Annotated in this window: 33 protein-coding genes; 26 read left to right on the forward strand and 7 right to left on the reverse strand. The window is 72.9% G+C overall.

All coding sequences use genetic code 11. From position 1 onward, the window contains the following. Positions 1-6: 6 nt before the first annotated feature. The 21 genes from rplN to truA all read left to right on the forward strand — a co-directional run bounded on the left by rplN (position 7) and on the right by truA (position 12,439). Entirely contained in the window at positions 7-375 is a 369-nt protein-coding gene (rplN, locus tag NH602_RS00885) for a 50S ribosomal protein L14 (RefSeq protein WP_010228481.1), read from the forward strand. A 13-nt stretch (positions 376-388) separates the two neighbouring features. Continuing rightward, positions 389-715 carry a 50S ribosomal protein L24 gene (gene rplX, locus NH602_RS00890; RefSeq protein WP_062403788.1) on the forward strand — a complete coding sequence of 109 codons (327 nt, stop codon included), beginning with the start codon at positions 389-391 and terminating at the stop codon, positions 713-715. 1 nt (position 716) lies between these two features. After that, positions 717-1,280, forward strand: coding sequence for a 50S ribosomal protein L5 (gene rplE, locus NH602_RS00895; RefSeq protein WP_062397831.1), 564 nt, complete (start codon positions 717-719; stop codon positions 1,278-1,280). A 4-nt stretch (positions 1,281-1,284) separates the two neighbouring features. After that, positions 1,285-1,470: a type Z 30S ribosomal protein S14 gene (locus NH602_RS00900; protein WP_020622927.1), complete on the forward strand. Its 186-nt coding sequence runs from the start codon at positions 1,285-1,287 to the stop codon at positions 1,468-1,470. Positions 1,471-1,591: 121 nt separating this feature from the next. Continuing rightward, positions 1,592-1,990, forward strand: coding sequence for a 30S ribosomal protein S8 (rpsH, locus tag NH602_RS00905; RefSeq protein WP_062397829.1), 399 nt, complete (start codon positions 1,592-1,594; stop codon positions 1,988-1,990). Between the two features lie 17 nt (positions 1,991-2,007). Beyond that, positions 2,008-2,547 (forward strand): 50S ribosomal protein L6, encoded by a 540-nt coding sequence (gene rplF / locus NH602_RS00910; protein ID WP_062397827.1) that lies wholly within the window; start codon positions 2,008-2,010, stop codon positions 2,545-2,547. Then, entirely contained in the window at positions 2,547-2,960 is a 414-nt protein-coding gene (rplR, locus tag NH602_RS00915; protein WP_280118285.1) for a 50S ribosomal protein L18, read from the forward strand. Before rplF ends, rplR begins: the two co-directional genes overlap by 1 nt. A 34-nt stretch (positions 2,961-2,994) precedes the next feature. Continuing rightward, positions 2,995-3,630: a 30S ribosomal protein S5 gene (gene rpsE, locus NH602_RS00920; protein ID WP_062397823.1), complete on the forward strand. Its 636-nt coding sequence runs from the start codon at positions 2,995-2,997 to the stop codon at positions 3,628-3,630. Between the two features lie 5 nt (positions 3,631-3,635). Beyond that, positions 3,636-3,821 (forward strand): 50S ribosomal protein L30, encoded by a 186-nt coding sequence (gene rpmD, locus NH602_RS00925; protein WP_062403786.1) that lies wholly within the window; start codon positions 3,636-3,638, stop codon positions 3,819-3,821. Further along, on the forward strand, positions 3,818-4,279 hold the full coding sequence (gene rplO / locus NH602_RS00930) for a 50S ribosomal protein L15 (protein WP_208622979.1): 462 nt from the start codon (positions 3,818-3,820) through the stop codon (positions 4,277-4,279). The genes rpmD and rplO overlap by 4 nt, the downstream gene beginning before the upstream one ends. 280 nt (positions 4,280-4,559) lie before the next feature. After that, a complete protein-coding gene (secY, locus tag NH602_RS00935) occupies positions 4,560-5,870 on the forward strand; it encodes a preprotein translocase subunit SecY (protein ID WP_073576464.1) in 1,311 nt (436 codons plus the stop codon). A 127-nt stretch (positions 5,871-5,997) separates the two neighbouring features. Continuing rightward, the gene (locus NH602_RS00940) at positions 5,998-6,552 is read left to right on the forward strand and encodes an adenylate kinase (RefSeq protein ID WP_251784410.1); all 555 of its coding nucleotides are present in this window, start codon (positions 5,998-6,000) and stop codon (positions 6,550-6,552) included. A gap of 56 nt (positions 6,553-6,608) precedes the next feature. Then, entirely contained in the window at positions 6,609-7,454 is an 846-nt protein-coding gene (map, locus tag NH602_RS00945; protein WP_062397816.1) for a type I methionyl aminopeptidase, read from the forward strand. A gap of 286 nt (positions 7,455-7,740) precedes the next feature. Further along, positions 7,741-7,962 carry a translation initiation factor IF-1 gene (infA, locus tag NH602_RS00950; protein WP_010228514.1) on the forward strand — a complete coding sequence of 74 codons (222 nt, stop codon included), beginning with the start codon at positions 7,741-7,743 and terminating at the stop codon, positions 7,960-7,962. 61 nt (positions 7,963-8,023) lie between these two features. Further along, positions 8,024-8,137, forward strand: a complete 114-nt coding sequence (gene rpmJ, locus NH602_RS00955) for a 50S ribosomal protein L36 (protein ID WP_020622917.1) — start codon at positions 8,024-8,026, stop codon at positions 8,135-8,137. Positions 8,138-8,311: 174 nt separating this feature from the next. Beyond that, positions 8,312-8,692, forward strand: a complete 381-nt coding sequence (gene rpsM, locus NH602_RS00960; RefSeq protein WP_020622916.1) for a 30S ribosomal protein S13 — start codon at positions 8,312-8,314, stop codon at positions 8,690-8,692. After that, complete coding sequence (gene rpsK, locus NH602_RS00965; protein ID WP_020622915.1) at positions 8,692-9,099, forward strand: 30S ribosomal protein S11; 408 nt, start codon at positions 8,692-8,694, stop codon at positions 9,097-9,099. Before rpsM ends, rpsK begins: the two co-directional genes overlap by 1 nt. 17 nt (positions 9,100-9,116) lie before the next feature. Further along, positions 9,117-9,722 (forward strand): 30S ribosomal protein S4, encoded by a 606-nt coding sequence (gene rpsD / locus NH602_RS00970; RefSeq protein ID WP_060710555.1) that lies wholly within the window; start codon positions 9,117-9,119, stop codon positions 9,720-9,722. Between the two features lie 91 nt (positions 9,723-9,813). Continuing rightward, positions 9,814-10,866 carry a DNA-directed RNA polymerase subunit alpha gene (locus NH602_RS00975; RefSeq protein WP_062397812.1) on the forward strand — a complete coding sequence of 351 codons (1,053 nt, stop codon included), beginning with the start codon at positions 9,814-9,816 and terminating at the stop codon, positions 10,864-10,866. Positions 10,867-10,868: 2 nt separating this feature from the next. Continuing rightward, a complete protein-coding gene (gene rplQ / locus NH602_RS00980) occupies positions 10,869-11,540 on the forward strand; it encodes a 50S ribosomal protein L17 (RefSeq protein WP_253066733.1) in 672 nt (223 codons plus the stop codon). A 92-nt stretch (positions 11,541-11,632) separates the two neighbouring features. Beyond that, positions 11,633-12,439 carry a tRNA pseudouridine(38-40) synthase TruA gene (gene truA / locus NH602_RS00985; protein ID WP_253066740.1) on the forward strand — a complete coding sequence of 269 codons (807 nt, stop codon included), beginning with the start codon at positions 11,633-11,635 and terminating at the stop codon, positions 12,437-12,439. A 113-nt stretch (positions 12,440-12,552) separates the two neighbouring features. On the opposite strand, the gene NH602_RS00990 is transcribed toward truA, so the two are convergent. Beyond that, the gene (locus NH602_RS00990; protein WP_251784408.1) at positions 12,553-13,023 is read right to left on the reverse strand and encodes a hypothetical protein; all 471 of its coding nucleotides are present in this window, start codon (positions 13,021-13,023) and stop codon (positions 12,553-12,555) included. A 127-nt stretch (positions 13,024-13,150) separates the two neighbouring features. Here NH602_RS00990 and NH602_RS00995 point away from each other — a divergent pair, with 127 nt between their 5' ends. Genes NH602_RS00995 through NH602_RS01005 form a run of 3 tightly spaced genes read left to right on the forward strand, consistent with a single transcriptional unit; the run spans position 13,151 to position 15,940 of the window. Further along, positions 13,151-14,560 (forward strand): cytosine permease, encoded by a 1,410-nt coding sequence (locus NH602_RS00995; protein ID WP_253066734.1) that lies wholly within the window; start codon positions 13,151-13,153, stop codon positions 14,558-14,560. Then, a complete protein-coding gene (locus NH602_RS31715) occupies positions 14,557-15,486 on the forward strand; it encodes an isopenicillin N synthase family oxygenase (protein ID WP_062397804.1) in 930 nt (309 codons plus the stop codon). The genes NH602_RS00995 and NH602_RS31715 overlap by 4 nt, the downstream gene beginning before the upstream one ends. Before the next feature lie 10 nt (positions 15,487-15,496). Then, the gene (locus NH602_RS01005; RefSeq protein ID WP_060710562.1) at positions 15,497-15,940 is read left to right on the forward strand and encodes a nucleoside deaminase; all 444 of its coding nucleotides are present in this window, start codon (positions 15,497-15,499) and stop codon (positions 15,938-15,940) included. 3 nt (positions 15,941-15,943) lie between these two features. Here NH602_RS01005 and NH602_RS01010 read toward each other — a convergent pair whose 3' ends face one another. Beyond that, positions 15,944-16,597, reverse strand: coding sequence for a TetR/AcrR family transcriptional regulator (locus NH602_RS01010; RefSeq protein ID WP_226369637.1), 654 nt, complete (start codon positions 16,595-16,597; stop codon positions 15,944-15,946). Between the two features lie 134 nt (positions 16,598-16,731). Here NH602_RS01010 and NH602_RS01015 point away from each other — a divergent pair, with 134 nt between their 5' ends. After that, a complete protein-coding gene (locus NH602_RS01015) occupies positions 16,732-17,634 on the forward strand; it encodes a metal-dependent hydrolase (protein WP_253066735.1) in 903 nt (300 codons plus the stop codon). 1 nt (position 17,635) lies between these two features. Here the strand turns inward: NH602_RS01015 and NH602_RS01020 are convergent, their stop codons facing one another. From NH602_RS01020 to NH602_RS01040, 5 genes are read right to left on the reverse strand one after another with little or no spacing between them, the layout of a single operon-like run. Beyond that, on the reverse strand, positions 17,636-18,283 hold the full coding sequence (locus tag NH602_RS01020; protein ID WP_251784403.1) for an ABC transporter ATP-binding protein: 648 nt from the start codon (positions 18,281-18,283) through the stop codon (positions 17,636-17,638). Continuing rightward, a complete protein-coding gene (locus tag NH602_RS01025; RefSeq protein WP_253066736.1) occupies positions 18,280-19,299 on the reverse strand; it encodes an oligopeptide/dipeptide ABC transporter ATP-binding protein in 1,020 nt (339 codons plus the stop codon). The genes NH602_RS01020 and NH602_RS01025 overlap by 4 nt, the downstream gene beginning before the upstream one ends. After that, complete coding sequence (locus NH602_RS01030; protein WP_253066737.1) at positions 19,296-20,198, reverse strand: ABC transporter permease; 903 nt, start codon at positions 20,196-20,198, stop codon at positions 19,296-19,298. The genes NH602_RS01025 and NH602_RS01030 overlap by 4 nt, the downstream gene beginning before the upstream one ends. Continuing rightward, positions 20,191-21,192, reverse strand: a complete 1,002-nt coding sequence (locus NH602_RS01035; RefSeq protein WP_062397797.1) for an ABC transporter permease — start codon at positions 21,190-21,192, stop codon at positions 20,191-20,193. Before NH602_RS01035 ends, NH602_RS01030 begins: the two co-directional genes overlap by 8 nt. Then, positions 21,189-22,784 carry an ABC transporter substrate-binding protein gene (locus NH602_RS01040; RefSeq protein ID WP_253066738.1) on the reverse strand — a complete coding sequence of 532 codons (1,596 nt, stop codon included), beginning with the start codon at positions 22,782-22,784 and terminating at the stop codon, positions 21,189-21,191. The genes NH602_RS01035 and NH602_RS01040 overlap by 4 nt, the downstream gene beginning before the upstream one ends. A gap of 128 nt (positions 22,785-22,912) precedes the next feature. Between NH602_RS01040 and eccB the strand changes: the two genes are divergently transcribed. After that, positions 22,913-24,257: type VII secretion protein EccB (gene eccB / locus NH602_RS01045; protein WP_253066739.1), on the forward strand; the 1,345-nt coding region annotated here is incomplete at its 3' end.

Genomic DNA, 24,257 nt, shown 5'->3' on the forward strand with positions numbered 1-24,257 from the left:
GTCGAAGTGATCCAGCAGGAGTCGCGGCTGCGCGTCGCCGACAACACCGGTGCCAAGGAGATCCTGTGCATCCGGGTGCTGGGCGGCTCCGCGCGGCGCTACGCCGGGATCGGCGACGTCATCGTCGCCACGGTCAAGGAGGCCATCCCCGGCGCCGGCGTGAAGCGTGGTGACGTCGTCAAGGCGGTCATCGTGCGCACCAAGAAGGAGAAGCGCCGTCCCGACGGCAGCTACATCCGTTTCGACGAGAACGCCGCCGTGCTGATCAAGGCGGACAACGGACCTCGGGGGACCCGTATCTTCGGCCCGGTCGGGCGCGAGCTGCGCGACCGCAAGTTCATGAGGATCATCTCCCTGGCCCCGGAGGTGCTCTGACATGAAGGCGAAGATGAAGGTCAAGAAGGGCGACACCGTTCTGGTGATCGCCGGCAAGGACAAGGGTGCACGGGGCAAGGTCATCGCGGCCTACCCGGAGCGCCAGCGCGTGCTGGTCGAGGGCGTGAACCGGATCAAGAAGCACACCCGGATCAGCCAGAACCAGCGCGGGGCCGAGAGCGGCGGGATCGTCACCCAGGAGGCCGCCATCCACGTCTCGAACGTGATGGTGTGCGACTCCGACGGCAAGCCGACCCGTATCGGCAAGAAGGCCGTCGAGGGCGAGGACGGCACCACCCGCCGCGTCCGGATCTCCAGGCGCAACGGGAAGGAGATCTGAGATGACCACGGCTGAGAAGACCGTGCCGAGGCTCAAGCAGCGGTACCGCGACGAGATGCTCGACAAGCTCCGCGAGGAGTTCGGCTACACCAACGTCATGCAGATCCCCGGCCTGACCAAGGTCGTGGTGAACATGGGTGTCGGTGACGCCGCCCGCGACTCGAAGCTGATCGACGGTGCGCTGCGGGACCTGGCCACCATCACCGGCCAGAAGCCACAGCTGCGTCGCGCCACCAAGTCCATCGCGCAGTTCAAGCTGCGCGAGGGCATGCCGATCGGTGCGAAGGTGACCCTCCGCAACGACCGGATGTGGGAGTTCCTCGACCGTCTCCTGACCATCGCGCTGCCCCGTATCCGCGACTTCCGTGGCCTCGAGGGCAACCAGTTCGACGGGCGTGGCAACTACACGTTCGGCCTGAACGAGCAGTCGATGTTCCACGAGATCGACCCGGACTCCATCGACCGGCCGCGGGGCATGGACATCACGGTCGTGACCACCGCGACCACGAACGCCGAGGGCCGGGCGCTGCTGCGCCACCTGGGCTTCCCGTTCAAGGAGAGCTGAGCGAATGGCGAAGAAGGCGCTCATCAACAAGGCGAACGCGAAGCCGAAGTTCGCCGTGCGGGGTTACACCCGCTGCAACAAGTGCGGCCGGCCGCGTGCCGTGTTCCGCAAGTTCGGCCTCTGCCGCGTGTGCCTGCGAGACATGGCGCACGCCGGCGAGCTGCCGGGTGTGAGCAAGTCCAGCTGGTGATCCGACCGCCCCGCGTCCGCGGGGCAGCGGATCCGATCGCCGCAGGCCCGCACCGGTGCGGTGCCCCGCACAGGGGCACCGCGCCGGTACGAGGAACCACGGCGGGAAAGAGACAGACACCATGACGATGACCGATCCGATCGCAGACATGTTGACCCGTCTGCGGAACGCGAACTCGGCCTACCACGACCGCGTCGTGATGCCCCACTCGAAGCTGAAGGTCGCCATTGCGGAGATCCTTCAGAAGGAGGGCTACATCGCGGCACACCACACCGAGGACGCCGAGGTCGGCAAGTCCCTGGTCGTCGAGCTGAAGTACGGCCGCAACCGTGAGCGCAGCGTCGCCGGTCTGCGCCGGGTGTCCAAGCCCGGTCTGCGTGTGTACGCGAAGTCGACGAACCTGCCGCGGGTCCTGGGTGGCCTCGGCATCGCGATCATCTCGACCTCTCAGGGTCTGATGACCGACCAGCAGGCCTACCGGAGCGGCGTGGGCGGGGAAGTCCTCGCCTACGTCTGGTGAGAGAGGGGTAACGAACGATGTCACGCATCGGAAAGCTGCCCATCACCGTCCCGTCCGGCGTGGAGATCACCATCGACGGCCGCACGGTCACCGCGAAGGGCCCCAAGGGCACCCTGTCGCACACCGCCGTCGAGCCGATCACGATCGAGCGCGATGACGACGGCACGGTGCTGGTGAAGCGGCCGAACGAGGAGCGCGAGACCCGGGCCTACCACGGCCTGACCCGCTCCCTCGTCAACAACATCGTGGTCGGCGTCAGCGCCGGCTACGAGAAGAAGCTGGAGATCCACGGCGTGGGTTACCGCGTGCAGCTGAAGGGGCAGAACCTCGAGTTCGCCCTGGGCTACTCGCACCCGGTCGTCATCGAGCCGGCGGAGGGCATCACCTTCGCGGTCGAGTCGCCGACCCGGTTCTCGGTCTCCGGCATCGACAAGCAGCTGGTCGGCGAGACCGCTGCCAACATCCGGAAGCTGCGCCGCCCCGACCCGTACAAGGGCAAGGGTGTGCGGTACGCCGGCGAGCAGGTCCGCCGCAAGGTCGGAAAGACGGGTAAGTGATGGCCGAGACGAACGAGACGGTGTCGGGTTCCGCCCGCCGCCGGATGGCGTCCCAGGTGGCGCGCAAGCGCCGCGACTCGCGCATCCGCCGGCACGCCCGGCTCCGGAAGAAGATCTCCGGGACGCCGGTGCGTCCGCGGCTGGCGGTCAACCGCTCATCGCGGCACATCACCGTCCAGCTGATCGACGACCTGGCGGGCCACACGCTGGCCTTCGCGTCCTCGCTGGACGCCGAGGTGCGTGGCGTCGAGGGCGACAAGAAGGCCAAGGCGGCCAAGGTCGGCGAGCTCATCGCCGCCCGGGCCAAGGAGGCGGGCATCTCCACGGTCGTGTTCGACCGCGGCGGGCTGGCCTACCACGGGCGCATCGCGGCCCTGGCCGACGCCGCCCGCGAGGGAGGCCTGGAGTTCTGATGAACCAGACCGAGAAGATCGAAGGGACTGTCTGATGCCGGGACGTACGCGGCGTGACGGCGGAGCCCCGGGCGGCAGCGGTGGGAACGACAACCGCAACAACCGGGACCGCCGGGACGGTGGCCGTGGCGGGGCGGCCCAGGACAAGACCCCGTACATCGAGCGGCTGGTCACGATCAACCGCGTGGCCAAGGTCGTCAAGGGCGGCCGCCGGTTCAGCTTCACCGCGCTGATGATCGTCGGCGACGGTGACGGCCTGGTGGGTGTCGGCTACGGCAAGGCCAAGGAGGTGCCGGCCGCGATCGCCAAGGGCGTGGAGGAGGCGAAGAAGAACTTCTTCCGCGTCCCCCGCATTGGCGGCACGATCGTGCACCGCGTGCAGGGTGAGGCCGCCGCCGGCGTCGTCATGCTGCGCCCGGCCTCCCCGGGTACCGGTGTCATCGCCGGCGGCCCGGTCCGCGCGGTGCTGGAGTGCGCGGGGATCTCGGACATCCTGTCCAAGTCCCTCGGCTCCGACAACGCCATCAACATCGTGCACGCCACGGTGGCGGCGCTGAAGTCGGTGCAGCGTCCGGAGGAGGTCGCGGCCCGCCGCGGCCTGCCGCTGGAGGACGTCGCCCCGGCGAGCATGATGCGCCAGCGCGCCGAGGCCGACGCGGCGAAGGTGTGAGCGACATGGCCACGTGGAAGATCACCCAGGTGAAGAGCCGGATCGGCTGCAAGCAGAACCAGCGCGACACGCTGCGCTCGCTCGGCCTGCGCAAGATCCGGCAGTCGGTGGTGCGTGAGGCGGACCCGCAGACCCGCGGTTACGTCCACACCGTGCGCCACCTCGTGACCGTGGAGGAGGTGCAGTCGTGAGCGAGAACGAGAACTCCGTCATCAAGCTCCACGACCTGCGGCCGGCCCCGGGCTCGAAGAAGGCGCGGACCCGTGTGGGTCGCGGTGAGGGCTCCAAGGGCAAGACCGCCGGTCGCGGTACCAAGGGCACCAAGGCCCGCAAGACGGTGTCCCCGCGCTTCGAGGGCGGGCAGATGCCGCTGCACATGCGGCTCCCGAAGCTCAAGGGCTTCAAGAACCGCTTCAAGGTCGAGTACCAGGTCGTGAACGTCGGCGAGCTGGCCACCCTGTTCCCGAAGGGTGGCGAGATCGGTCCGGCCGAGCTGGTCGAGGCGGGCGCGGTTCGCAAGAACCAGCTCGTGAAGGTCCTCGGCGAGGGCGAGCTCTCGGGCGTCGCCCTGACCGTGAAGGCCCACAAGTTCTCCGCGTCCGCGCGCGAGAAGATCTCGGCGGCCGGCGGCTCGGTCTCCGAGCTGTAGGCCCCACCGCACGTCCCCCGGCGCCGTCCGTGGCGCCCGCTCCACCCCAGGTGGACCGGGCCCGTGGGCGGCGCCGAGGCGTTTCCGGGCCGCTGTTACAGTCACTTCCGGACCGAGTGTCCACCGATTACCTGGCGCGCCTCGAGGCGCGCAGCCCCCGCCGGTACACACCGGCCCGGGTGTCCCGCGAGGCGCGGAACGCGCGTCGACCAACCCGGCCGACCCCTCAGGGGCCGGCGCAGGCGGTGTCGGGCCGCCGACGTCGTAGGAGGATCACCGAGTGCTCAGCGCAGTCCGGGCGGCCCTGACCACGCCGGATCTCCGCAAGAAGATCCTCTTCACGCTGGCGATCGTGGCGGTGTACCGGCTCGGGGCGAACATCCCCTCGCCGGGGGTGTCGTACCCCAACATCCAGGAATGTGTCCGTCAGGTCGAGGGCGGCGACAACGCCAGCGTCTACTCCCTGATCAACCTGTTCTCCGGTGGGGCACTGCTCCAGCTGTCGATCTTCGCGCTGGGCATCATGCCCTACATCACCGCGAGCATCATCGTGCAGCTGCTGCAGGTCGTCATCCCGCGGTTCGAGCAGTTGAAGAAGGAAGGCCAGTCCGGCCAGGCCAAGCTCACGCAGTACACGCGGTACCTGACGATCGGCATCGCGGTGCTGCAGGCCACCGGCTTCGTGGCGCTGGCCGAGCGCGGTCAGCTGTTCCAGGGCTGCGCGCTCCCGATCATCCCGGACTCGTCGGTCTTCACGCTGATCGTCATCGTGATCGTCATGGTCGCCGGGACCACGCTGGTGATGTGGCTGGGCGAGCAGGTCACCGAGCGCGGCATCGGCAACGGCATGTCGCTGCTGATCTTCGCCTCCATCGCGCACCGCATCCCCGCCGAGGGCCGGCTGATCCTGGAGAACTCCGGCGGCCTGGTCTTCGCCGGCGTCTGCGTCTTCGGTCTCGCGATCATCGCCAGCGTCGTGTTCGTGGAGAACGGCCAGCGCCGGATCCCGGTGCAGTACGCCAAGCGCATGGTCGGCCGCCGGATGTACGGCGGCACCTCGACCTACCTGCCGCTCAAGGTCAACCAGGCCGGTGTCGTGCCGGTGATCTTCGGTAGCTCGCTGCTCTACCTGCCCGACCTGGTCGCCCGGCTCGCCGGGAACGACGGCGGCTGGTTCCAGCAGTTCGTGCAGACCTATCTCGTCGATCAGTCCAATCCCGTGCACATCGTGTTGTACGTAGCACTGATCATCTTCTTCACGTACTTCTACGTCGGCATCACGTTCAACCCCGACGAGCGCGCCGAGGACATGAAGAAGTACGGCGGATTCATCCCGGGCATCCGCCCGGGCCGGCCCACCGCGGAGTACCTGAACTTCGTGCTCAGCCGCATCACGCTGCCGGGATCGCTGTACCTGGGCCTCATCGCGGTGCTCCCGAACTTCTTCCTCGGGATCACCGGCAGCGGCCAGAACCAGAACTTCCCGTTCGGCGGCACGGCCGTGCTGATCATGGTCACCGTGGGCCTCGACACCCTGAAGCAGATCGAGAGCCAGCTCATGCAGCGGAACTACGAGGGTTTCCTGCGTTAGGCTCGCCGGAACGTGGCCGAGCGGGAACCCGGTGCGGGGCCCCGGCCCCGATCGTGGTGCCTCGGGCATCGTGTGCCGGCGAGGACGCCGGCACCATGGACGACAAGACTTCAGGAGGTCGGGTCTCGTGCGACTCGTTCTGGTGGGACCGCCCGGTGCCGGCAAGGGGACCCAGGCTGAGCAGATGGCCAAGCGGCTCGACGTCCCGCACATCTCGACCGGGGATCTGTTCCGGGCGAACCTGCGTGACGAGACCGAGCTCGGTCGCGAGGCGAAGCGCTACATGGACGCCGGGGACCTCGTCCCCGACGAGGTGACCGTCGCGATGGTGCGCGACCGGCTCGGCGACGCCGACACGGCGAGCGGTTTCATCCTCGACGGCTTCCCGCGCAACGTGGCCCAGGCGGGCTCCCTGTCGGAGATCCTGTCCGACAAGGGCCTGGAACTCGACGCCGTCGTCCAGTTCGACGTCGACGACGAGGTCGTCGTGCAGCGGCTGCTCGGCCGCGGCCGCAGCGACGACAACGAGGACACCATCCGCAACCGGCAGCGGGTCTACCGCGAGGAGACCGCTCCGCTGCTGGACCACTACCGTGACCGGCTGGTCACGATCGACGCCGTCGGCGAGATCGACGAGATCACCGACCGGGTCTTCTCGGCGCTGCACAACCGCAACGGCTGAGACCCGGTCGGCGCCGGCACCACCGGCGCCACGGCGGGGAACCGAGGGACGGACACATGAACGGTCGCGGCGGTATCCGCGGGGCCATCGCCCGCTACCGGGGTCGGGACATCGAGCTCAAGACCCACGGTCAGCTCGAGGCGATGCGGGTGGCGGGTGCGTTGGTCGCGGCCACGCTGGCCGCGGTCACCGAGCACGCGAAGCCCGGTGTCAGCACGGCCGAGCTCGATGCGCTCGCCGAGCAGACGATCCGCGACGGCGACGGTGTCCCCTCGTTCCTCGGTTACCACGGTTTCCCGGCGAGCATCTGCGCCTCGGTGAACGAGCAGATCGTGCACGGCATCCCGTCGCCGAAGCAGGTGCTCGCCGAGGGAGACCTGATCTCGGTGGACTGCGGTGCGATCGTCGACGGCTGGCACGGCGACTCCGCGGTGACCATCGCCGTCGGGGACGTGTCGCCGGAGGACCTCGCCCTGTCCGCGGCCTGCCGCGGCGCGATGGAGGCGGGGATCCTCGCCGTCCGCGACGGGGCCCGGCTGACCGACGTCTCGTACGCCATCCAGGAGGCGTGCCGGTCCGCGGCGCTGGCCGACCGCGCCGACTACGGGATCGTCGCCGAGTACGGTGGCCACGGCATCGGCACGTCGATGCACATGGACCCGTTCCTGCCCAACCACGGCGAGCCGGGCAAGGGGCCGCGGCTGCGCCCGGGCATGGCCCTGGCCGTCGAGCCGATGCTCGTCGCGGGGGACCCGGACACCCTGGAGCTCGAGGACGGCTGGACGGTCGTCACCGCGGCGGGCGGCCGGGCCGTGCACTGGGAGCACACCGTCGCCGTCACCGAGGACGGGCCGTGGCTGCTGACCGCGCCCGCCGGCGCACCGGACCGCCCCGGAGCCTGAGCCCCGCGCCACCGGTACCCGACGCGCTCCGCGCGGGTACTGGTCCGTGACCGGGTCGGTCCGTTACCGTCGGTCTGCCGGGCGTCTACCACGCCCGTCACCCCCGCCTGCACCGGCCTCGCACGGCCTCCGTACACTGGTCCATCGGCGCGTCCTGTGACGTCCGCTCCGTGTGCTCCGTGTATCCCACAGTGTTCCCGGTCCGGCTCCGTCCGCGCGCGCCGAACCGGTCGTCGGCACCGCTGTCGACCGGGGCAACCGACACCTGTCACGGATAGCGGAGGACATGGCCAAGAAGGACGGGGCGATCGAGGTCGAGGGCCGGGTCGTCGAACCCCTGCCGAACGCGATGTTCCGGGTGGAGCTGGAGAACGGCCACCGGGTACTCGCGCACATCAGCGGGAAGATGCGCCAGCACTACATCCGGATCCTTCCGGAGGACCGGGTGGTCGTCGAGCTGTCGCCCTACGACCTCAGCCGCGGCCGCATCGTCTACCGCTACAAGTGACGACCAGCTCCACCACGGTCGGTCGCGAGACCCACAAGAACGACACACAGAGGCAGACGACGTGAAGGTCAAGCCGAGCGTCAAGAAGATCTGCGACAAGTGCCAGGTGATCCGCCGTCACGGCCGGATCATCGTGATCTGCTCGAACCTGCGCCACAAGCAGCGCCAGGGCTGAGCAGAGCGGTACCGGTCGCGATCCTCTGATCGCGCAGCAGAAGCCCCCGATGCACCTGCCGGGCCACACGGGCCCGGTAGTACCCCCGGAACCAGGCCGGGGCCCGTTCAGCTCAGCGGCGGAACGGGACGGGCATCGGGAAGACCTGGGACGACAACAAGGAGACCACGCCGCATGGCACGTGTTGCCGGCGTCGACCTCCCCCGCGAAAAGCGGTTGGAGATCGCGCTCACCTACATCTTCGGGGTCGGACGTACCCGGTCCAAGGAGATCCTCGAGGCCACCGCGCTGAGCCCCGACCTCCGGTCGAAGGACCTGACCGACGAGGACGTCAGCAAGCTCCGCGAGTACATCGAGGCGAACCTGCAGGTCGAGGGTGACCTGCGCCGTGAGATCCAGGCGGACATCCGCCGGAAGATCGAGATCGGTTCGTACCAGGGCATCCGTCACCGTCGCGGCCTTCCGGTCCGCGGCCAGCGCACGAAGACCAACGCGCGCGGCCGCAAGGGTCCGAAGAAGACCGTCGCCGGTAAGAAGAAGGCAGGTAAGAAGTAATGCCGCCCCGCGCACGTCAGGGTGCCGGACCCAAGAAGGTCCGCCGTCGCGAGAAGAAGAACGTCGCGCACGGTCACGCCCACATCAAGTCCACGTTCAACAACACGATCGTGTCGATCACCGACCCGACCGGTGCCGTCATCGCCTGGGCCTCGTCCGGGCACGTCGGCCTGAAGGGCTCCCGGAAGTCGACGCCGTTCGCCGCGCAGCTCGCCGCCGAGAACGCCGCCCGCAAGGCGATGGACCACGGCATGAAGAAGTGCGACGTCTTCGTCAAGGGCCCCGGCTCCGGACGTGAGACGGCGATCCGTTCGCTGCAGGCGGCCGGCCTCGAGGTCGGCACGATCTCCGACGTGACCCCGCAGCCGCACAACGGCTGCCGTCCGCCCAAGCGGCGCCGGGTCTAGGGGAAGGGAGAACCACCATGGCTCGCTACACCGGCCCCATGACCCGCAAGTCCCGCCGACTGAAGACCGACCTCGTCGGCGGCGACCAGGCGTTCGAGCGTCGTCCCTACCCGCCCGGCCAGCACGGCCGGATCCGGATCAAGGAGACCGAGTACCTCCTGCAGCTGCAGGAGAAGCAGAAGGCCCGCTTCGGCTACGGCCTGCAGGAGAAGCAGCTCCGCGCCTACTACGAGGAGGCGCACCGTCGCGAGGGCAAGACCGGCGACGAGCTGCTGCAGATCCTCGAGTCGCGCCTCGACAACGTCGTGTACCGCGCGGGCCTCGCCCGCACCCGGCGCATGGCCCGTCAGCTGGTGAACCACGGCCACTTCCTGGTCAACGGGAAGAAGGTCGACATCCCCAGCTACCGGGTGTCGCGCTACGACATCATCGACGTCAAGGACAAGTCGCGGAACACCGACCCGTTCGTCATCGCCAAGGAGACCCAGGGCGACCGCCCGGTCCCGGCGTGGCTGCAGGTCGTCCCGTCGACCCTGCGGATCCTGGTCCACCAGCTGCCCGAGCGCGCTCAGATCGACACCCAGGTCACCGAGCAGCTCATCGTCGAGTTCTACTCGAAGTAGCTCGACACGCCGTCGCCCCGCAGGGAGGGGCGACGGTTCCCACTGCGACATCAAATAGCGGTTGTCGCAGGTGCGAAGGAGGCACACACCCATGCTGATCTCTCAGCGACCCTCACTGGCCGAGGACGTCGTCACCGAGACCCGGTCGCGGTTCGTCATCGAGCCGCTGGAGCCGGGCTTCGGCTACACCCTCGGTAACTCCCTGCGCCGGACGCTGCTGTCGTCGATCCCCGGTGCCGCCGTCACGTCCATCCGGATCGACGGCGTCCTGCACGAGTTCACCACCGTGCCGGGGGTCAAGGAGGACGTCACCGACATCATCCTCAACCTCAAGGAGCTCGTCGTGAGCTCCGAGGAGGACGAGCCGGTGACGATGTACCTGCGCAAGCAGGGCCCGGGTGCGGTCACCGCGGGGGACATCGTCCCGCCCGCCGGTGTCACCGTGCACAACCCGGACCTGCACATCGCCTCGCTCAACGACAAGGGCCGGCTCGAGGTCGAGCTCGTCGTCGAGCGCGGTCGCGGGTACGTCCCGGCGATGCAGAACAAGGCCACCGGTGCCGAGATCGGCCGTATCCCGGTCGACTCGATCTACTCGCCGGTGCTGAAGGTGACCTACAAGGTCGAGGCCACGCGAGTCGAGCAGCGCACCGACTTCGACAAGCTCATCCTCGACGTCGAGTCGAAGCCGTCCATCACCCCGCGGGACGCGCTGGCCTCGGCCGGCAAGACCCTGGTCGAGCTGTTCGGCCTGGCCCGCGAGCTGAACGTGGACGCCGAGGGCATCGAGATCGGCCCCTCCCCGCAGGAGGCGGACACCATCGCGGCCTTCGCGATGCCGATCGAGGAGCTGGACCTCACGGTCCGGTCCTACAACTGCCTCAAGCGCGAGGGCATCCACACGGTCGGCGAGCTCGTCGGCCGCAGCGAGGCGGACCTGCTCGACATCCGCAACTTCGGCGCCAAGTCGATCGACGAGGTCAAGATGAAGCTCGTCGGTCTCGGCCTGGCCCTCAAGGACAGCCCGCCCGGGTTCGACCCGTCGGCGGCGGCGAGCGACTACGGCGTCGACGGTGGGAGCGGGTTCGACCCGGACACCTTCGGTGACGACGGTCAGGACTACGCAGAAACGGAGCAGTTGTAGCCATGCCCCAGCCCACCAAGGGTGCCCGCCTCGGCGGGTCGCCCGCGCACCAGCGGCTGATCCTGGCCAACCTGGCGACCTCGCTGTTCGAACACGGCCGGATCACCACCACCGAGGCCAAGGCCCGGCGGCTGCGTCCGTACGCGGAGCGGCTGATCACCAAGGCCAAGGCCGGCGACCTGCACAACCGGCGCGAGATCATGAAGGTGATCCGCGACAAGTCGGTCGTGCACCGCCTCGTCACCGAGATCGGCCCGTTCTTCGCGGACCGCAACGGTGGCTACACCCGGATCACCAAGACGATGCCGCGCAAGGGCGACAACGCCCCGATGGCGGTCATCGAGCTGGTCCAGCAGAAGACGGTGACCGACGAGGCCAACCGTGCCCGTCGTTCGGCCGCGTCGCAGGCCGCGGCCTCCGCCCCGGCCGCCGCGTCGTCGGACGAGGAGACCACGGTCGAGTCGACCGAGGCCACCGAGGCCGAGGTCACCGCCGCCGACGAGGCCCAGGAGGCCGCCGAGAAGGCGGTCGACGCCGCGGTCGAGGCCGAGGAGGTGGCCCCGGGTTCCGAGGCCGCCGACAAGGCCGTCGACGCCGCCGCCGCCGCCGCGGAGGAGGCCGCCGAGGAGGCTGCCGACGCCGCCGAGGACTCGAAGAAGGAGTCCGGCTCCTGAGCCGAGCGCACCACACCGACGAGCCCGCCGTCACCGACGGCGGGCTCGTCGGCGTTTCCGGTGCCCCCGATCCGGGGGCCGGGACCGTCCGGCTGCGGCTCGACGTCGCCTACGACGGCACCGACTTCTCCGGATGGGCCCAGCAGCCGACCCGGCGCACCGTGCAGGGCGTGCTCACCGAGGCCCTGTCGACCGTGCTGCGCACCCCGCTGCGGCTCACCGTCGCCGGGCGCACCGACGCCGGGGTGCACGCGTCCGGCCAGGTCTGCCACGTCGACCTCCCGGAGACGCTCGCACCGCAGATCGACGGCCTGCTGCGGCGGTTGAACCGGCTGCTCCCACCCGACGTGCGGGTGCACGGTCTCGGGCGGGTCCCCGACGCCTTCGACGCCCGCTTCTCCGCGCTGCGCAGGCACTACCGCTACCGGGTCACCACGGCCCCGTTCGGGGCCGAGCCGCTGCGGGCGCGGGAGACCGTCGCCTGGCCGTACCCGCTGGACCCGGAGCCGATGAACGCCGCCTCGGCACTGCTGCTGGGCGAGCACGACTTCGCCGCGTTCTGCAAGCGCCGCGAGGGCGCGACGACCGTACGCGCGCTGCAGCGCTTCGACTGGTCGCCCGCGCCGGGCGAGCCGGACGTGCTGGTCGCGGCGGTCTCCGCGGACGCGTTCTGCCACTCGATGGTCCGCAGCCTGGTCGGCGCGGTGTTCGAGGTCGGCCGTGGGCGCAGGCCCGCCGACTGGCCCGCGGGACTGCTGCGCCGCGAGCTGCGCGCCTCCGAGGTGACCGTCGCGCCGCCGCACGGCCTGTCGCTGACCGGCGTCGACTACCCCGCCGACGACGAGCTCGCCGCCCGCGCCGAGCGGACCCGGCGGATCCGGGTACCGGGCGAGGGCTGAGCAGACCCCGCCGGGGCCGGCCGGACGCGGCCGGCCGGGTGGGGCCGGGACCGGCCCCGGTGTGACCGGTCCGGACGGCGCGGACGGGGACCTCGCGGACGGCGCGAGCGGCCTCAGGAGACCGGCCGCACCCAGGCCGGGTGCGGCGGCCCGGGGACCCGGTGCGTCCGGCGGGCGTCGAGCGCCAGGGCCACGCCCAGCCAGACCAGTGACACCGACCAGCCGGCGAGGGCCAGCGAGCCGAGGACGTACAGCGGCTCGGTCGGCCCGGCGGGCAGCCCGGCCGACTCCAGCAGCACCGTCAGCGGGGCGCGCACCGAGTCCGCGGTGTCGCCGAAGTCGGGCATCAGCAGCCCGCCGGCGAGCAGGAACCCGGCGCAGGCGACGAACGGGGCGGTCACCGCCGGGCCGAGCACCCGGCGTCGCAGCACGGTCAGCGACAGCACCGTCGGGACCGTCAGGAGGGCCGGTCCGACCAGGGTGACGATCAGGATGATCAGGAACCACCCCGGCGCGGTGAACCGCAGGGCCGCGAAGGCCAGGAGGGCGCCGGCCTGCAGGGCCACGTTCAGGTTCGTCCGCATGCCGACGATCGTGGCGGACCGGGCCCGGCCGCGGAATCCGCAGGACTACGGGCCGGACGGAGCAACCCGTGTCAACAGTCGGTTACCGAGGTTCCGTCCCGGGCGGTCCGCGGGTCACAGTGGCGCGGTGACCACCGAGAACACCGTCGGCGCGGCCGCGGACCGCGGGTACGGCGACCGCATCGTCGCCGTCGAGCCCGGCTCCACCGAGCCCGTGCCGGACTCCGAGCGGCACGGCAGACCCCGCCAGCTGTTCTGGACGTGGACCTCGCCGAACCTGGAGTTCGCGACGATCTTCGTCGGCGTGCTGTCGGTGACGGCGTTCGGGCAGTCGGTGCCCGCGGCGGTCGCGGCGATCGTCGTCGGGAACCTGCTCGCCGCGCTCGCCCACGGGATCCTGTCCGCCCGCGGACCGGCCGCCGGAGTGCCGCAGATGGTGCTCGGGCGGCTCGCGTTCGGCCACCGCGGCAACGCACTGCCCGCCGCGTTGATGACGATCACCTCGGGTTTCGGCTGGTTCGCGGTGAACAGCGTCAGCGCCGCCTTCGCCCTGTCGGCGATCACCGGCGGCGGGACGGTCGCGTGGCTGGTGGCGGTGGTCGTCGTCCAGGTCGCCGTCGCGTTCTTCGGGCACAACCTGGTGCAGGCGTTCGAGCGGCTCGCCTTCCCGCTGCTCGCGGTCGTGCTCGGGGCCGGGGCGGTGCTGGTGCTCGCCGCGTCCGACCCGGGGGCGGCCGCGTCGCCGGACGGGGTGGGCGGGGTCGGCGGGTTCCTGCTGACCGTCGGTGCCGTCGTCGGGTACTCGGCGGGCTGGAGCCCCTACGCCGCGGACTACTCCCGCTACCTGCCCCGCTCGGTGTCGGCGCGGGCCACCGGCCTCGCCGCGGGCGGCGGCCTGTTCCTGTCCACCACGGTGCTCATGACGGTCGGTGCGGCGTCGGTCGGTGCGGCGACGGCGGCCGGGCTCGACTCGGACAACCCGGTGGCGAACTACACCGGCCTGCTGCCCGGGTGGCTGGCCGTGCTGACCCTGGTCGCCATCGCGGTGGGGGCGGTCGCGGCGAACGTCCTGAACGTGTACTCCGGGGCGATGGCGTTCCTCGCGCTCGGCATCGACGTGCCGCTGGCGCGGGCGCGGGCCGTCGTCGCGGTGGCCTTCGGCGCGGTCGGGTTCGTGATCGCGCTGGTCGCCCTCGGCGACGCCGCGGCCGGGTACGAGGCGTTCCTGCTCGTCGTCGTGTACTGGGTCGGGCCGTGGCTCGGGGTGGTGCTCACCGACCAGTGGCTGCGCCCGACCGACCCCGGTCTGCTCTACGACCGCACCCACTGCAACCACGCGGGCCCGGTCGCCCTCGTCGCCGGCATCGTCGTGTCGGTGCTGCTGTTCGCCAACCAGGAGCTGTTCACCGGGCTGGTGCCGCGCCTGCTGCCCGGGATCGGTGACGTGACCTTCCTGGTCGGGCTGCTGCTCTCGGCCGGGCTCTACGCGCTGCTGGTGCGCCGCACCGCCGTCGGGACGCCCGGGGGTACCCGGTGAACGCGCTCATCCCGACCGTGGACCTGGCCGCACCGGACCCGGCCGCGGTGGACACCGCGTTGCAGCGGGCCGGGTTCCTGCAGGTCGTCGGGCACGGGGTGCCGGACGACGCGGCCTGGGCGGTACGGGCCGCCGCACGGGACTTCTTCGCGCTGCCCGAGGCGGTCAAGCGCGGCTACGCGGTCGGAGTCGGCGGGCGGGGGTGGCTGCCGCCCGGCGTCGAGGCCAACGACCGTGTGGAGGGCGGTGACTCCCCGCCGGACCTCAAGGAGTCCTTCGCGGCGGGGCCGTTCGCGCCGACCGGTGACGCGGAGACCGACGCGGTGTGGTTCCCGCCGAACGTCTGGCCGGCGCAGGTCCCGGCGCTGCGGGAGGCGGTGACCGCCTACTGCACGGCGATGACCCGTGTCGCGGGCGCGCTGCTGGAGCTGTGCGCGGGGGCGCTCGGGCAGGAGCCGTCGACGCTGCGCGACCTCGCGACGCACCCGACGTGGACGTTCAACATCAACCGCTACCCGCCGATGACCGAGACCGGGGCCCCGCTGCCCGGGCAGTTCCGGATCGGCCCGCACACCGACTTCGGCACCGTCACCCTGCTCGACCGCGAGCCGGGGGCGGGCGGGCTGCAGGTCGACGTCGAGGGGCACGGCTGGACCGACGCGCCGTACACCCCGGGGGCGCTGACGGTGAACGTCGGCGACCTGCTCGCGCACTGGACCGGACACCGCTGGCGGGCCGGGCGGCACCGGGTGCTGCCGCCGCAGGCCCACGCCCCGGCCGAGGACCTGGTGTCGCTGGTGTTCTTCTTCGAGCTGGACCACGACGCCGTCGTCACGCCGCTGGCCCCGCCGCTCGGCCGGACGGCGCTGGAGCCGGTGGTGTCCGCGCCGTTCCTGCGCGAACGCCTGGACGCGATCTCGGTATAGGTTCGCGCGCATGGATCCGAGCTGGCTGGACGTCGCGGTGGAGCAGGCCCGGGCCGGGCTGGCCTCGGGCGGCATCCCGATCGGCGCCGCACTCGTCGGACCGGACGGGGAGGTCCTCGGGCGCGGCCACAACCGTCGGGTGCAGGACGGCGACCCGACGGTGCACGGCGAGACCGCGGCGTTCCGCGACGCGGGCCGCCGCCGCGACTACCGGTCCACGACGATGGTCACCACGCTCTCGCCCTGCTGGTACTGCTCGGGGCTGATCCGTCAGTTCGGGATCGGCGCGGTGCTCGTGGGGGAGGCCCGGACCTTCCACGGCGGGCACGACTGGCTGGCCGAGCACGGGGTGCGCGTGCAGGTGCTCGACGACGCGCGCTGCGTGGACATGATGACCGCGTTCGTCGCCGAGCGCCCCGACCTGTGGAACGAGGACATCGGCGTCGCGGAGTAGCGCTCAGCCCGCCGTGAGCGGGACGTCCGGGTCGAGCTCGATCGCGACCTCGCGCAGCGCCACGTCGAGTACCGACCAGACCCACCGGGCCAGGTGCTCGGCGAGCTCGTCGAGCGGGAGCGGGTCGGCCGAGGAGAGCCAGCGCTCGGTCGCGCCGTCGACCAGTCCGACCGCGCCGGCGGCCAGCGGCGCCGCGACGGTCGCGGGCAGCCCGGGGTAGCCACCGGTCAACAGGCCGGTCATCCGGTCGGCGATGCGGTGCCGGATGTCGGTGACGGCCGTCGTGACCCCGGCGGCGCGCAGCACGTACCGGTAGAGCTCGGTGTGCGCGGCGAGCCACCGCACGTGCGCGGCGATGGCGGCGACGAGCATCTCCCGCGGCGTCCCGCGCGGGCTCCACACCGGCGCGAGCGCCTCGGAGTAGAGCCCCAGCGCGGCCTCGGCGATCGCGCCCTGCAGGTCCTCCAGGCCGTCGAAGTGCCGGTACAGCGCGGGCCGGGGCACACCGGCGCGACCGGCGATCTGCTCGGTCGTGGCCTCCGGTCCGTGCTCGGCGATCGCGGCCATCGCGGCCTCGACGACCTCGGCCCGCCGGGCCGCCCGCTGCCCGGCCCAGCGACGGGCGCGGCCGTCGCCGGGGGTCACGGATCCGTTCACCCGGCCATCATCCCGCGCCCGGTTGACACCGCGCCCGGTGCCACCGATGATTCGGCGATAAGGGGTACGCACTGTACGGGATACTTTCTGTCACGGATGCGGCCCGACCGTCGACGACGACCGGAGGACCGACCGTGACCGAGACGGCGACCGACACCGGGTCCGGCCCACGCCCCCGCAGGCTGACCGGCGGCGACGTCGGCATCCCGCCGCGGCACCTGGACTTCCGGCTGCCCGAGCAGATGGTCCGCTGGGCCTACGCCGACAACGCGACCGCGACGCTGTTCCTCGCGATGCTCTCGGCGATCTTCCCGCCGGGGGAGGACTTCTTCGTCCGCTCGGTGATCCACTTCCGGGACCGGGTGACCGACCCGGAGCTGCGCGCCCGGGTCGCCGGGTTCACGGCGCAGGAGGTCATCCACAGCCGCGAGCACGACCGGCTCAACGAGGCGTTCCGTTCCCGCGGTTTCCCGGTGCACGTACCGGAGTCCGCGGTCGCGCTCGCGCTGAAGGTCCTCGACCGCACCTCGCCGCGGCAGCAGCTCGCCTGCACCGCGCTGATGGAGCACTTCACCGCGGTGATGGCCGAGGACATCCTCGACAGCGACGAGTTCGCCGGGCGCGTGCACGCCGACATCCGCGAGCTGTGGCACTGGCACGCGCTCGAGGAGCTCGAGCACAAGTCCGTGACCTGGGACGTCTACGAGCTCATCGGCACCGACGGCCCCGAGCGCGGCCGCGCCGCCCCGCTGGTGGTCGCCACCGTGCTGCCCGCGGTCGTGTTCGGGTGGGCGTACCTGCTCGTGCAGCAGGGCGTCTGGCGGCGGCCGCGGGACCTGCGCGAGGGCTACCGGCTGCTGTTCGGGCGCGGCCAGTTCCTGCGCCGCGTGCTGGGCCGGATGCCCGTCTTCGGGCACCCGCGCTTCCACCCCGACCGGCACGACACCCGGGCACTGGAGCAGCGCTGGCGCGACACCCTCTTCGGCGACGACGGCGCCCTGGCCGAGCAGCTGCGCCGTCCGGTCCGCGAGGCCTGACTCAGCTCCACGGCCGCAGCACCCGCCCGGCCCACGCCGCGAGCAGCGCCTCGTCGTGGCTGACGGCGAGGACGCCGAGCCCGCGGCCGTCGACCTCGGCGGCGACGACCGAGACCAGGGCCGCGGTGCTCGACGCGTCGAGCATCGCGGTCATCTCGTCGCACAGCAGGTAGTCCGGCCGGGGCGCGAGCGCACGGGCCAGGCAGGCCCGCTGGAGCTGGCCGTCGGACACCTCGTGCGGCCGGCGTCCGCGCAGCTCGGCGGTCAGCCCGACCTGCGCGCACACCTCGTCGACGCGGGCGGTGACCCCGGACGCCCGGGCGGCGCGCAGCGGCTCGGCCACGATCTCCTCGCAGGTCAGCCGCGGGTCGGTCGAGGCCCGCGGGGACTGGAACACCACCCCGATCCGGCGGCGCAGTGGCGCGGGCGCGTCGAAGCGGAACCGGCGGACCGGCTCGTCGTCGACGGTCACCCGGCCCGACCACGGTGCGTGCAGCAGCGCCAGCACCCGGGTCAGCGTCGACTTCCCGCACCCCGACGGGCCGGCCAGCCCGAGCACCGAACCCCGTTCCACGGCCAGGTCCACGCCGTCGACGACGGCGTGCCCGGCCCGCCACCCGGCCCGCACCCCCTCCGCGCGCAGGCTCACCGCGACCCCGCCCCGGACCGGGCCGCCGCGGGGAGCGCGGGGGCGGTCGGCGGATGGCAGGACACGCTCCGCCCACCCCGGCGGACCGGGGCGGGGTCGCCGGAGCAGTCGCCGGTGACCGGGCAGCGTGGGGCGAACGCGCAGCCGTCGGGCAGCGCGGACAGCTCCGGCGGGTGCCCGGGCACCGGGGTGAACCCGGCGTCGGGCAGCGCACCGAGCAGGCCGGCGGTGTAGGGGTGCCAGGGGGCCGCGAACACGTCGTCGGCGGGGCCGGTCTCGACCAGCCGCGAGGCGTACATGACGGCGACGTCGTCGGCGACGGCGCGGGCGGCGCGCAGGTCGTGGGTGATCAGCAGGACGGCGCGACCCTCCGCGGCCAGCCCGGCCAGCAGCGTCGTGACGTGGTCGACCAGCGGCCGGTCGAGTCCGGCGGTCGGCTCGTCGGCGAGCAGCACCGGTGGGTCCCCGGCGAGCGCGGCGGCGAGCCCGGCGCGCTGGGCCTGCCCGCCGGACAGCTCGTGCGGGTGCAGCGCGGCGACGTGGCGAGGCAGCGCGGCGCGGTCGAGCAGGTCGGCGACGGTGGCCGTCGCGCCGAGCCGGGTCAGGGTCTCGCGCAGCTGGGCGCCGACGGTGCGGGTGGGGGTGAAGTGGGTGGCGGCGGACTGGGGGACCAGCCCGACCAGCCGTCCGCGGACCCGGTCGCGCAGGGTCCCCTCGGGGGCGGTCAGCAGCTCCACCGGGTCGCGTCGGGTGGACTGCTCCGGCGGGGTCAGCACGGCCGACCCGCGGACCGATGCGGTGCCCGGCAGCAGCCCGGTCAGGGCCTCGGTGAGCACCGACTTGCCACAGCCGGACTCCCCGACGAGCGCGGTCAGCCGCCCGGCACGCAGGTCCAGGTCGGCCTCGGTGACCGCGCGGACCGTGCGGGCGCGACGCCCGCGCCCGACCCGGAAGGCGACGTCGAGGCCGCGCACCGCGAGCACCGTGCCGGGTGCGGGTGTACCGGGCCCGGTCACAGCGCCTGCTCCGACCGTCGGCGCGGGAGTGTGCGGTCCCGCCACCAGGCCGCGATGCCGGCGACGCACAGCGTCGTCGCGGCCAGCAGCACGCTCGGGAACACCACGATCCACCAGGAGCCGAGCAGCACGGCCTGTCTCCCCTCGCCGAGGATGGTGCCCAGGCTCGCCAGGTGTGGTGGCAGGCCGAGGCCGAGGAAGCTCAGTGCGGTCTCGTGCCACACCGCGTGCGGCAGGATCAGCACCGCCGAGAGCACCGCCTGCGGGGCGACCGCGGGCAGCAGGTGCCGGCGCAGGACCCGGCGCCGGGACGCGCCGCCGGAGATCGCGGCGTCGACGAACGGGCGGGTGCGCAGGGTCAGGATCTCCGCGCGCACGACGCGGGCCACCGTCGTCCAGTGGGTCAGCCCGATCGAGGCGATCACCGCGAGCACGCTGCCCCGGTAGAGCGCGACGATCACGATGCCGAGCAGCAGGTGCGGGACGGCGTTGACGGCGTCGACCAGGCGCATCGCGATCCGGTCCCACCAGCCGCCGAACAGCCCGGACAGCGCCCCGAACAGGGTGCCGATCACCGTCGAGAGCACGGCGCAGGCCGCGGCGACCTGCAGCGACACCCCCAGCCCGGCGAAGCTGCGCAGCAGCACGTCACGGCCCACGGAGTCGGTGCCGAACGGGTGCGCGGGCGAGGGCGGCAGCCGGATCGCGGTGTAGTCCACGGCGCCCTCGTCGAGCCCGCCGAGCCACGGCACTCCTACCGCAGCCGCGACGAGCAGGACCAGCCCGCCGGCGCCGGCGACCAGCCGGGCCCGCCCGGACCGGCGACGGCCGCGGGGCGAGCCGGGGCGCGGCCGGCCGGCCTGGAGCCACGGGCGGGGGGCGACGGCGGTCTCAGACATCGGCGTCCACCCGCGGGTCCAGCAGCAGCACGGTCAGGTCGGCGACGAGCGACCCGGCCAGCACCGCCACCGCCGAGAGGAGGGTCAGCGCGGCGAGCAGCGGGAAGTCCACGGCCAGCGCCGCGGTGACCACGGCCGCCGCGATCCCCGGCCAGGAGAACACCGTCTCCACCAGCACGGCGCCGGTGACGAGCTCCGGCAGCCGGTTGCCCAGCACCGTCACGAACGGCAGCAGCGCGGTCGGCAGGGCGTGGCGCAGCACGACGAGACGCTCGGGCAGCCCGCGGGCCCGGGCGCCGGCGACGTGGTCGTCGTCGAGGGAGGCCAGCAGCGAGGCCCGCACGTGCAGCACCAGCCACGGCGTCTGGGAGACCCCCAGCACCAGCGCCGGCAGCACCAGGTGCCTGCTCACCTGGCCGAACGTGGGTGCGGCGCCGGCATCGGTGAGCCCGGCGACCGGCAGCACGGGCCAGGCCACGGCGAACACCGCGATCGCACCCAGGGCCAGCACGAACGGCGGCAGCCCCTCCAGGGTGTGCCCGACCGCGGTGACGGCCCGGTCGAACCAGCCGCCCTGTCGCCACGCCGCGACGGTCCCGGCGGCCAGGGCCAGCACCAGCGACACGAGCAGGGCCAGGGTGACCAGCAGCAACGTCCACGGGAGCCGCTCGGCGACCACCTGGGCCACCGGCTGCCGCATCGAGAGGCTCTGCCCGAGGTCGCCGGTCAGCAGCCCGCCCAGCCACCGGAGGAGCTGTTCGCCCACGCTCGCGTCCAGCCCGAGCGAACGTTCGGCGGCGGCGATGTCGGCGTCGCTCGCGGAGAAGATCCCGACCCCGAAGTACTGGTACACCGGCCGGAACGGCGACGCCGCCGCCAGCAGGAACACCCCGACCGCGACCAGCAGCACCGTCGGGACGCCGAGCAGCAGCCGCAGCCCGGCCAGCCGGGCCACCGCGCGGCCGCGGTGCCGGCCCGGGAGCACGGCCGTCACGAGCGGGGCGTCCAGTCCTGCAGGTTCCACCACGGGCCCCAGGTGGTGCCGTGGGTGTGCGGCTCGACGACGGGGGTGTAGCCGTCCCAGGCGTCGCGGGTGACGTAGCTGTGGCCGAGGAAGGCCAGGAAGACCATGCCGGGGTCGGCGACGTAGGCCCGCTGGAACTCCTTCACCGCCGCGGTGCGGGCGGCCTCGTCGGGCGCCCGCAGTGCGGTGTCCAGCGCCGCGTCGACGGCCGCGTTGCGGTAGGAGCCGGGGTTGTTGAACCCGTCGGCGGCGTTCGACGAGTGCAGCAGCTGCCACGCCTTGAACCCCGGGTCGAACGGGTCGCCGCCGCCGAGCACGAGCGCGTCGGCGCCCATCCGCGGCTCGATCGCCTCCCAGCCGAGGCCCTCCAGCCGGACGTCGATCCCGGCTGCGCGCACGTCGGAGGCGAACGCCTGGGCCAGGTCGCGGCGCACGGTGTCGGTGGCCGGGTACATCAGCGTGAAGCGCGCGGCCTGCCCGCCGCGGACGCGCACCCCGTCGGGCCCGGGGACCCAGCCGGCCCGCTCCAGGATCCGGCCCGCCTCCGCGGGGTCGAAGGTGAACGTCGCGGAGGGCTCGACCTGCTCGGGCAGCACGCCCGGGATCGGGTGGTGGGCCGGTTCCCCCTGCCCCGCGAGGAACGCGTCGATCATGCCCTGGCGGTTCACCGAGCGGTTGAGCGCCGCGCGGATCGCCGGGTCCGCGGTGACCGGGTTCGCGAACGGCAGCGCGACGGTGCGGTAGTCGGCGCTGGCGTGCTCGCGCAGCGCCAGCCCGCTCTGCTGCGCGACCGCGCGGGCCAGTGCCGGCGGCAGCACGGTCCCGTCGAACTCACCGGCGGCGGTGCGCTGGGCACGGGTGTTGTCGTCGGTGGCGAACACGACGGTCACCCGCGTCACCGAGGGTGCACCGCCCCAGTACCCGGGGTTCGACTCCATGACCATCGTGTCGCCGCGCCGCCACTCGGCGAGCCGGTACGGGCCGGTGCCGACGGCCCGGGTGTTCACCGGCAGGTCGGAGACGGGGCCGCCGCCCTCGAGGGCCTCCGACGGCAGGATCCCGGAGGTGAGCCGGGCCGGGAACGCGCCGTAGGGGTAGGACAGCCGGAACCGCACGGCGTCGTCGCCGACGGCCTCGACCCCGGCGAGCATCGGCACGCTCGACCGGATCGTCGCGGCGCGGGCCGGGTCGATGATCGCGGCGTAGGTGGCGACGACGTCCTCGGGCCCGAAGGCCGACCCGTCGTGGAAGGTGACGCCGGGGCGCAGCGGCACCGTCCATGACAGGCGGTCCGGTGACGAGGTCGCCGGGCCGGAGGCGAGCGCGGGCTGCAGGGTGCGCTGCGCGTCGCGGGCGTAGAGACCGTCGTAGAACTTGCTCGCGCCCTCCGCCCCGTAGCCGAGCAGCGGGTTGAGGTCGTCGGGCTCGTAGCCGTCGGCGAGGGTCATGGTGGTGCCGTCCCCGGCCGGGCCCGCCTCGCCCGGGGCGGCGGTGGGCGCGGAGCAGCCGGCCACGAGGGCGGCGGCCACCAACGGGACGACGATGTTCCGGAGGGTGATCACGCAACGGCACATTATGGGCAACAGAGTGAGGGTGGCAACGAACTGGACCGATCGGTCAGGTGGCGTACTTCTACGCAGTGACCGCGGACCGGCTCCGCCGGGGTCGCGGCCGTCCTACCGTCCGGGCGGTGCGCACCGATCCCGCCCCCGCGCGCGTGCAGCGCGCCCCGGCGACCCGCGACCAGGTCGACGCCCACCGGTTCGGTGTGCGCCGGATGGAGGCCGCGCTGGTGCGGGCGGACCCGGTGCCGCTGCACGAGCAGATCCGCTCGCAGCGGCGCGCCGTGTTCGCCGGAGTGCTGGTCGGGCTGCTCGCGCTCGGGGTGGCGGCGCTGCTGGCCCGGGTCGACCCGGCCACCGACTGGCGCTCCCGGGCGCTGGTGCAGGGGCAGCGCAGCGGCGTGCTCTACGCCGTGGTCCGCGACCCCGACCGGTCCGCGCTGCTCGTGCCGGTGCCCGACCCCGTCGCGGGACGGCTGGTTCTCGCCGCGCACGGTCGCGACGACGGTGCCACCGCCGTGCCCGTCCCGGTGCCCGACGACGCCCTGGCCGCCGCGCCGCGCACCGCGCCGGCGGCCGTCCCCGGCACCGTCGGCGTCCCGCTCGACGGGGTCCCGGTCCCACCCGCGTGGGCGGTCTGCGACACCCGCGGCGAGGGCTCCGGCGCCGGGACCACGACGGTGCTCGCGGGGTCGCTCGGACCCGTCCCGGCCGGGCCGGAACCGGTGGCCCTGCTGACCGCCGAGGGCGGCGCCACCTACCTGGTCCACGACGGCGCCCGGCACCGGATCGACCCGTCCGACCGGAACGCCCTCGACGGGCTCGGCCTGCTCGGCGCGCCCGTCCGCCGGGTCGGTGACGGTCTGCTCTCCGCGATCCCGGAGGGCGCGCCGCTGCGGGTCCCCGCCCCCGGACCGACACCCGTCGCGGGGCTGGGGCGGAACGGGGACGTCGTGCGCAGCCAGTCGCTCGGGGCAGGATCGACGTACTTCCTGGTGGTCGACGACGGGCTCGCCCGGATCCCGGTCACCCTCGCCGACGCCGTCCGCTCCCGGACCGGGCAGGCCGAACCGGCGACGCTGCCGCCCGGGCTGGTCGACGACGTCGGGCAGACGCGGGTGCCCGGCGCCGAGGCCTGGCCCGCCGCGCGGGCCGAGGTCACCGAGGTGCCCCCGGTGCTGTGCGGGACCTGGCGCGAGGGACGGCGCGCACTCGTCGCGGGCATCGAGGAGCCGGTCGCGCCCGGTGCGGTGCGGGTGCGCCTGGCCGGTGCCGACGACGCCGGGCCGGGTCTCGACGCCGTGGTACTGCCGGGGACCGGCCCGGGGCCACTGCGGACCGGGCCGGTCGACACCGGCGGCGGCGACGGCGGGACGCGCCTGCTGCTCGCCGCGTCCGGCGCGGTGCACGGTGTCGCGGACGCCGGGACCGGGCGGGCGCTGGGGATCGGGGAGGCGGGGGACGCACCGGCGG

The organism is Pseudonocardia sp. McavD-2-B, from assembly GCF_024124365.1.
Taxonomy (GTDB): Bacteria; Actinomycetota; Actinomycetes; order Mycobacteriales; family Pseudonocardiaceae; genus Pseudonocardia; species Pseudonocardia alni.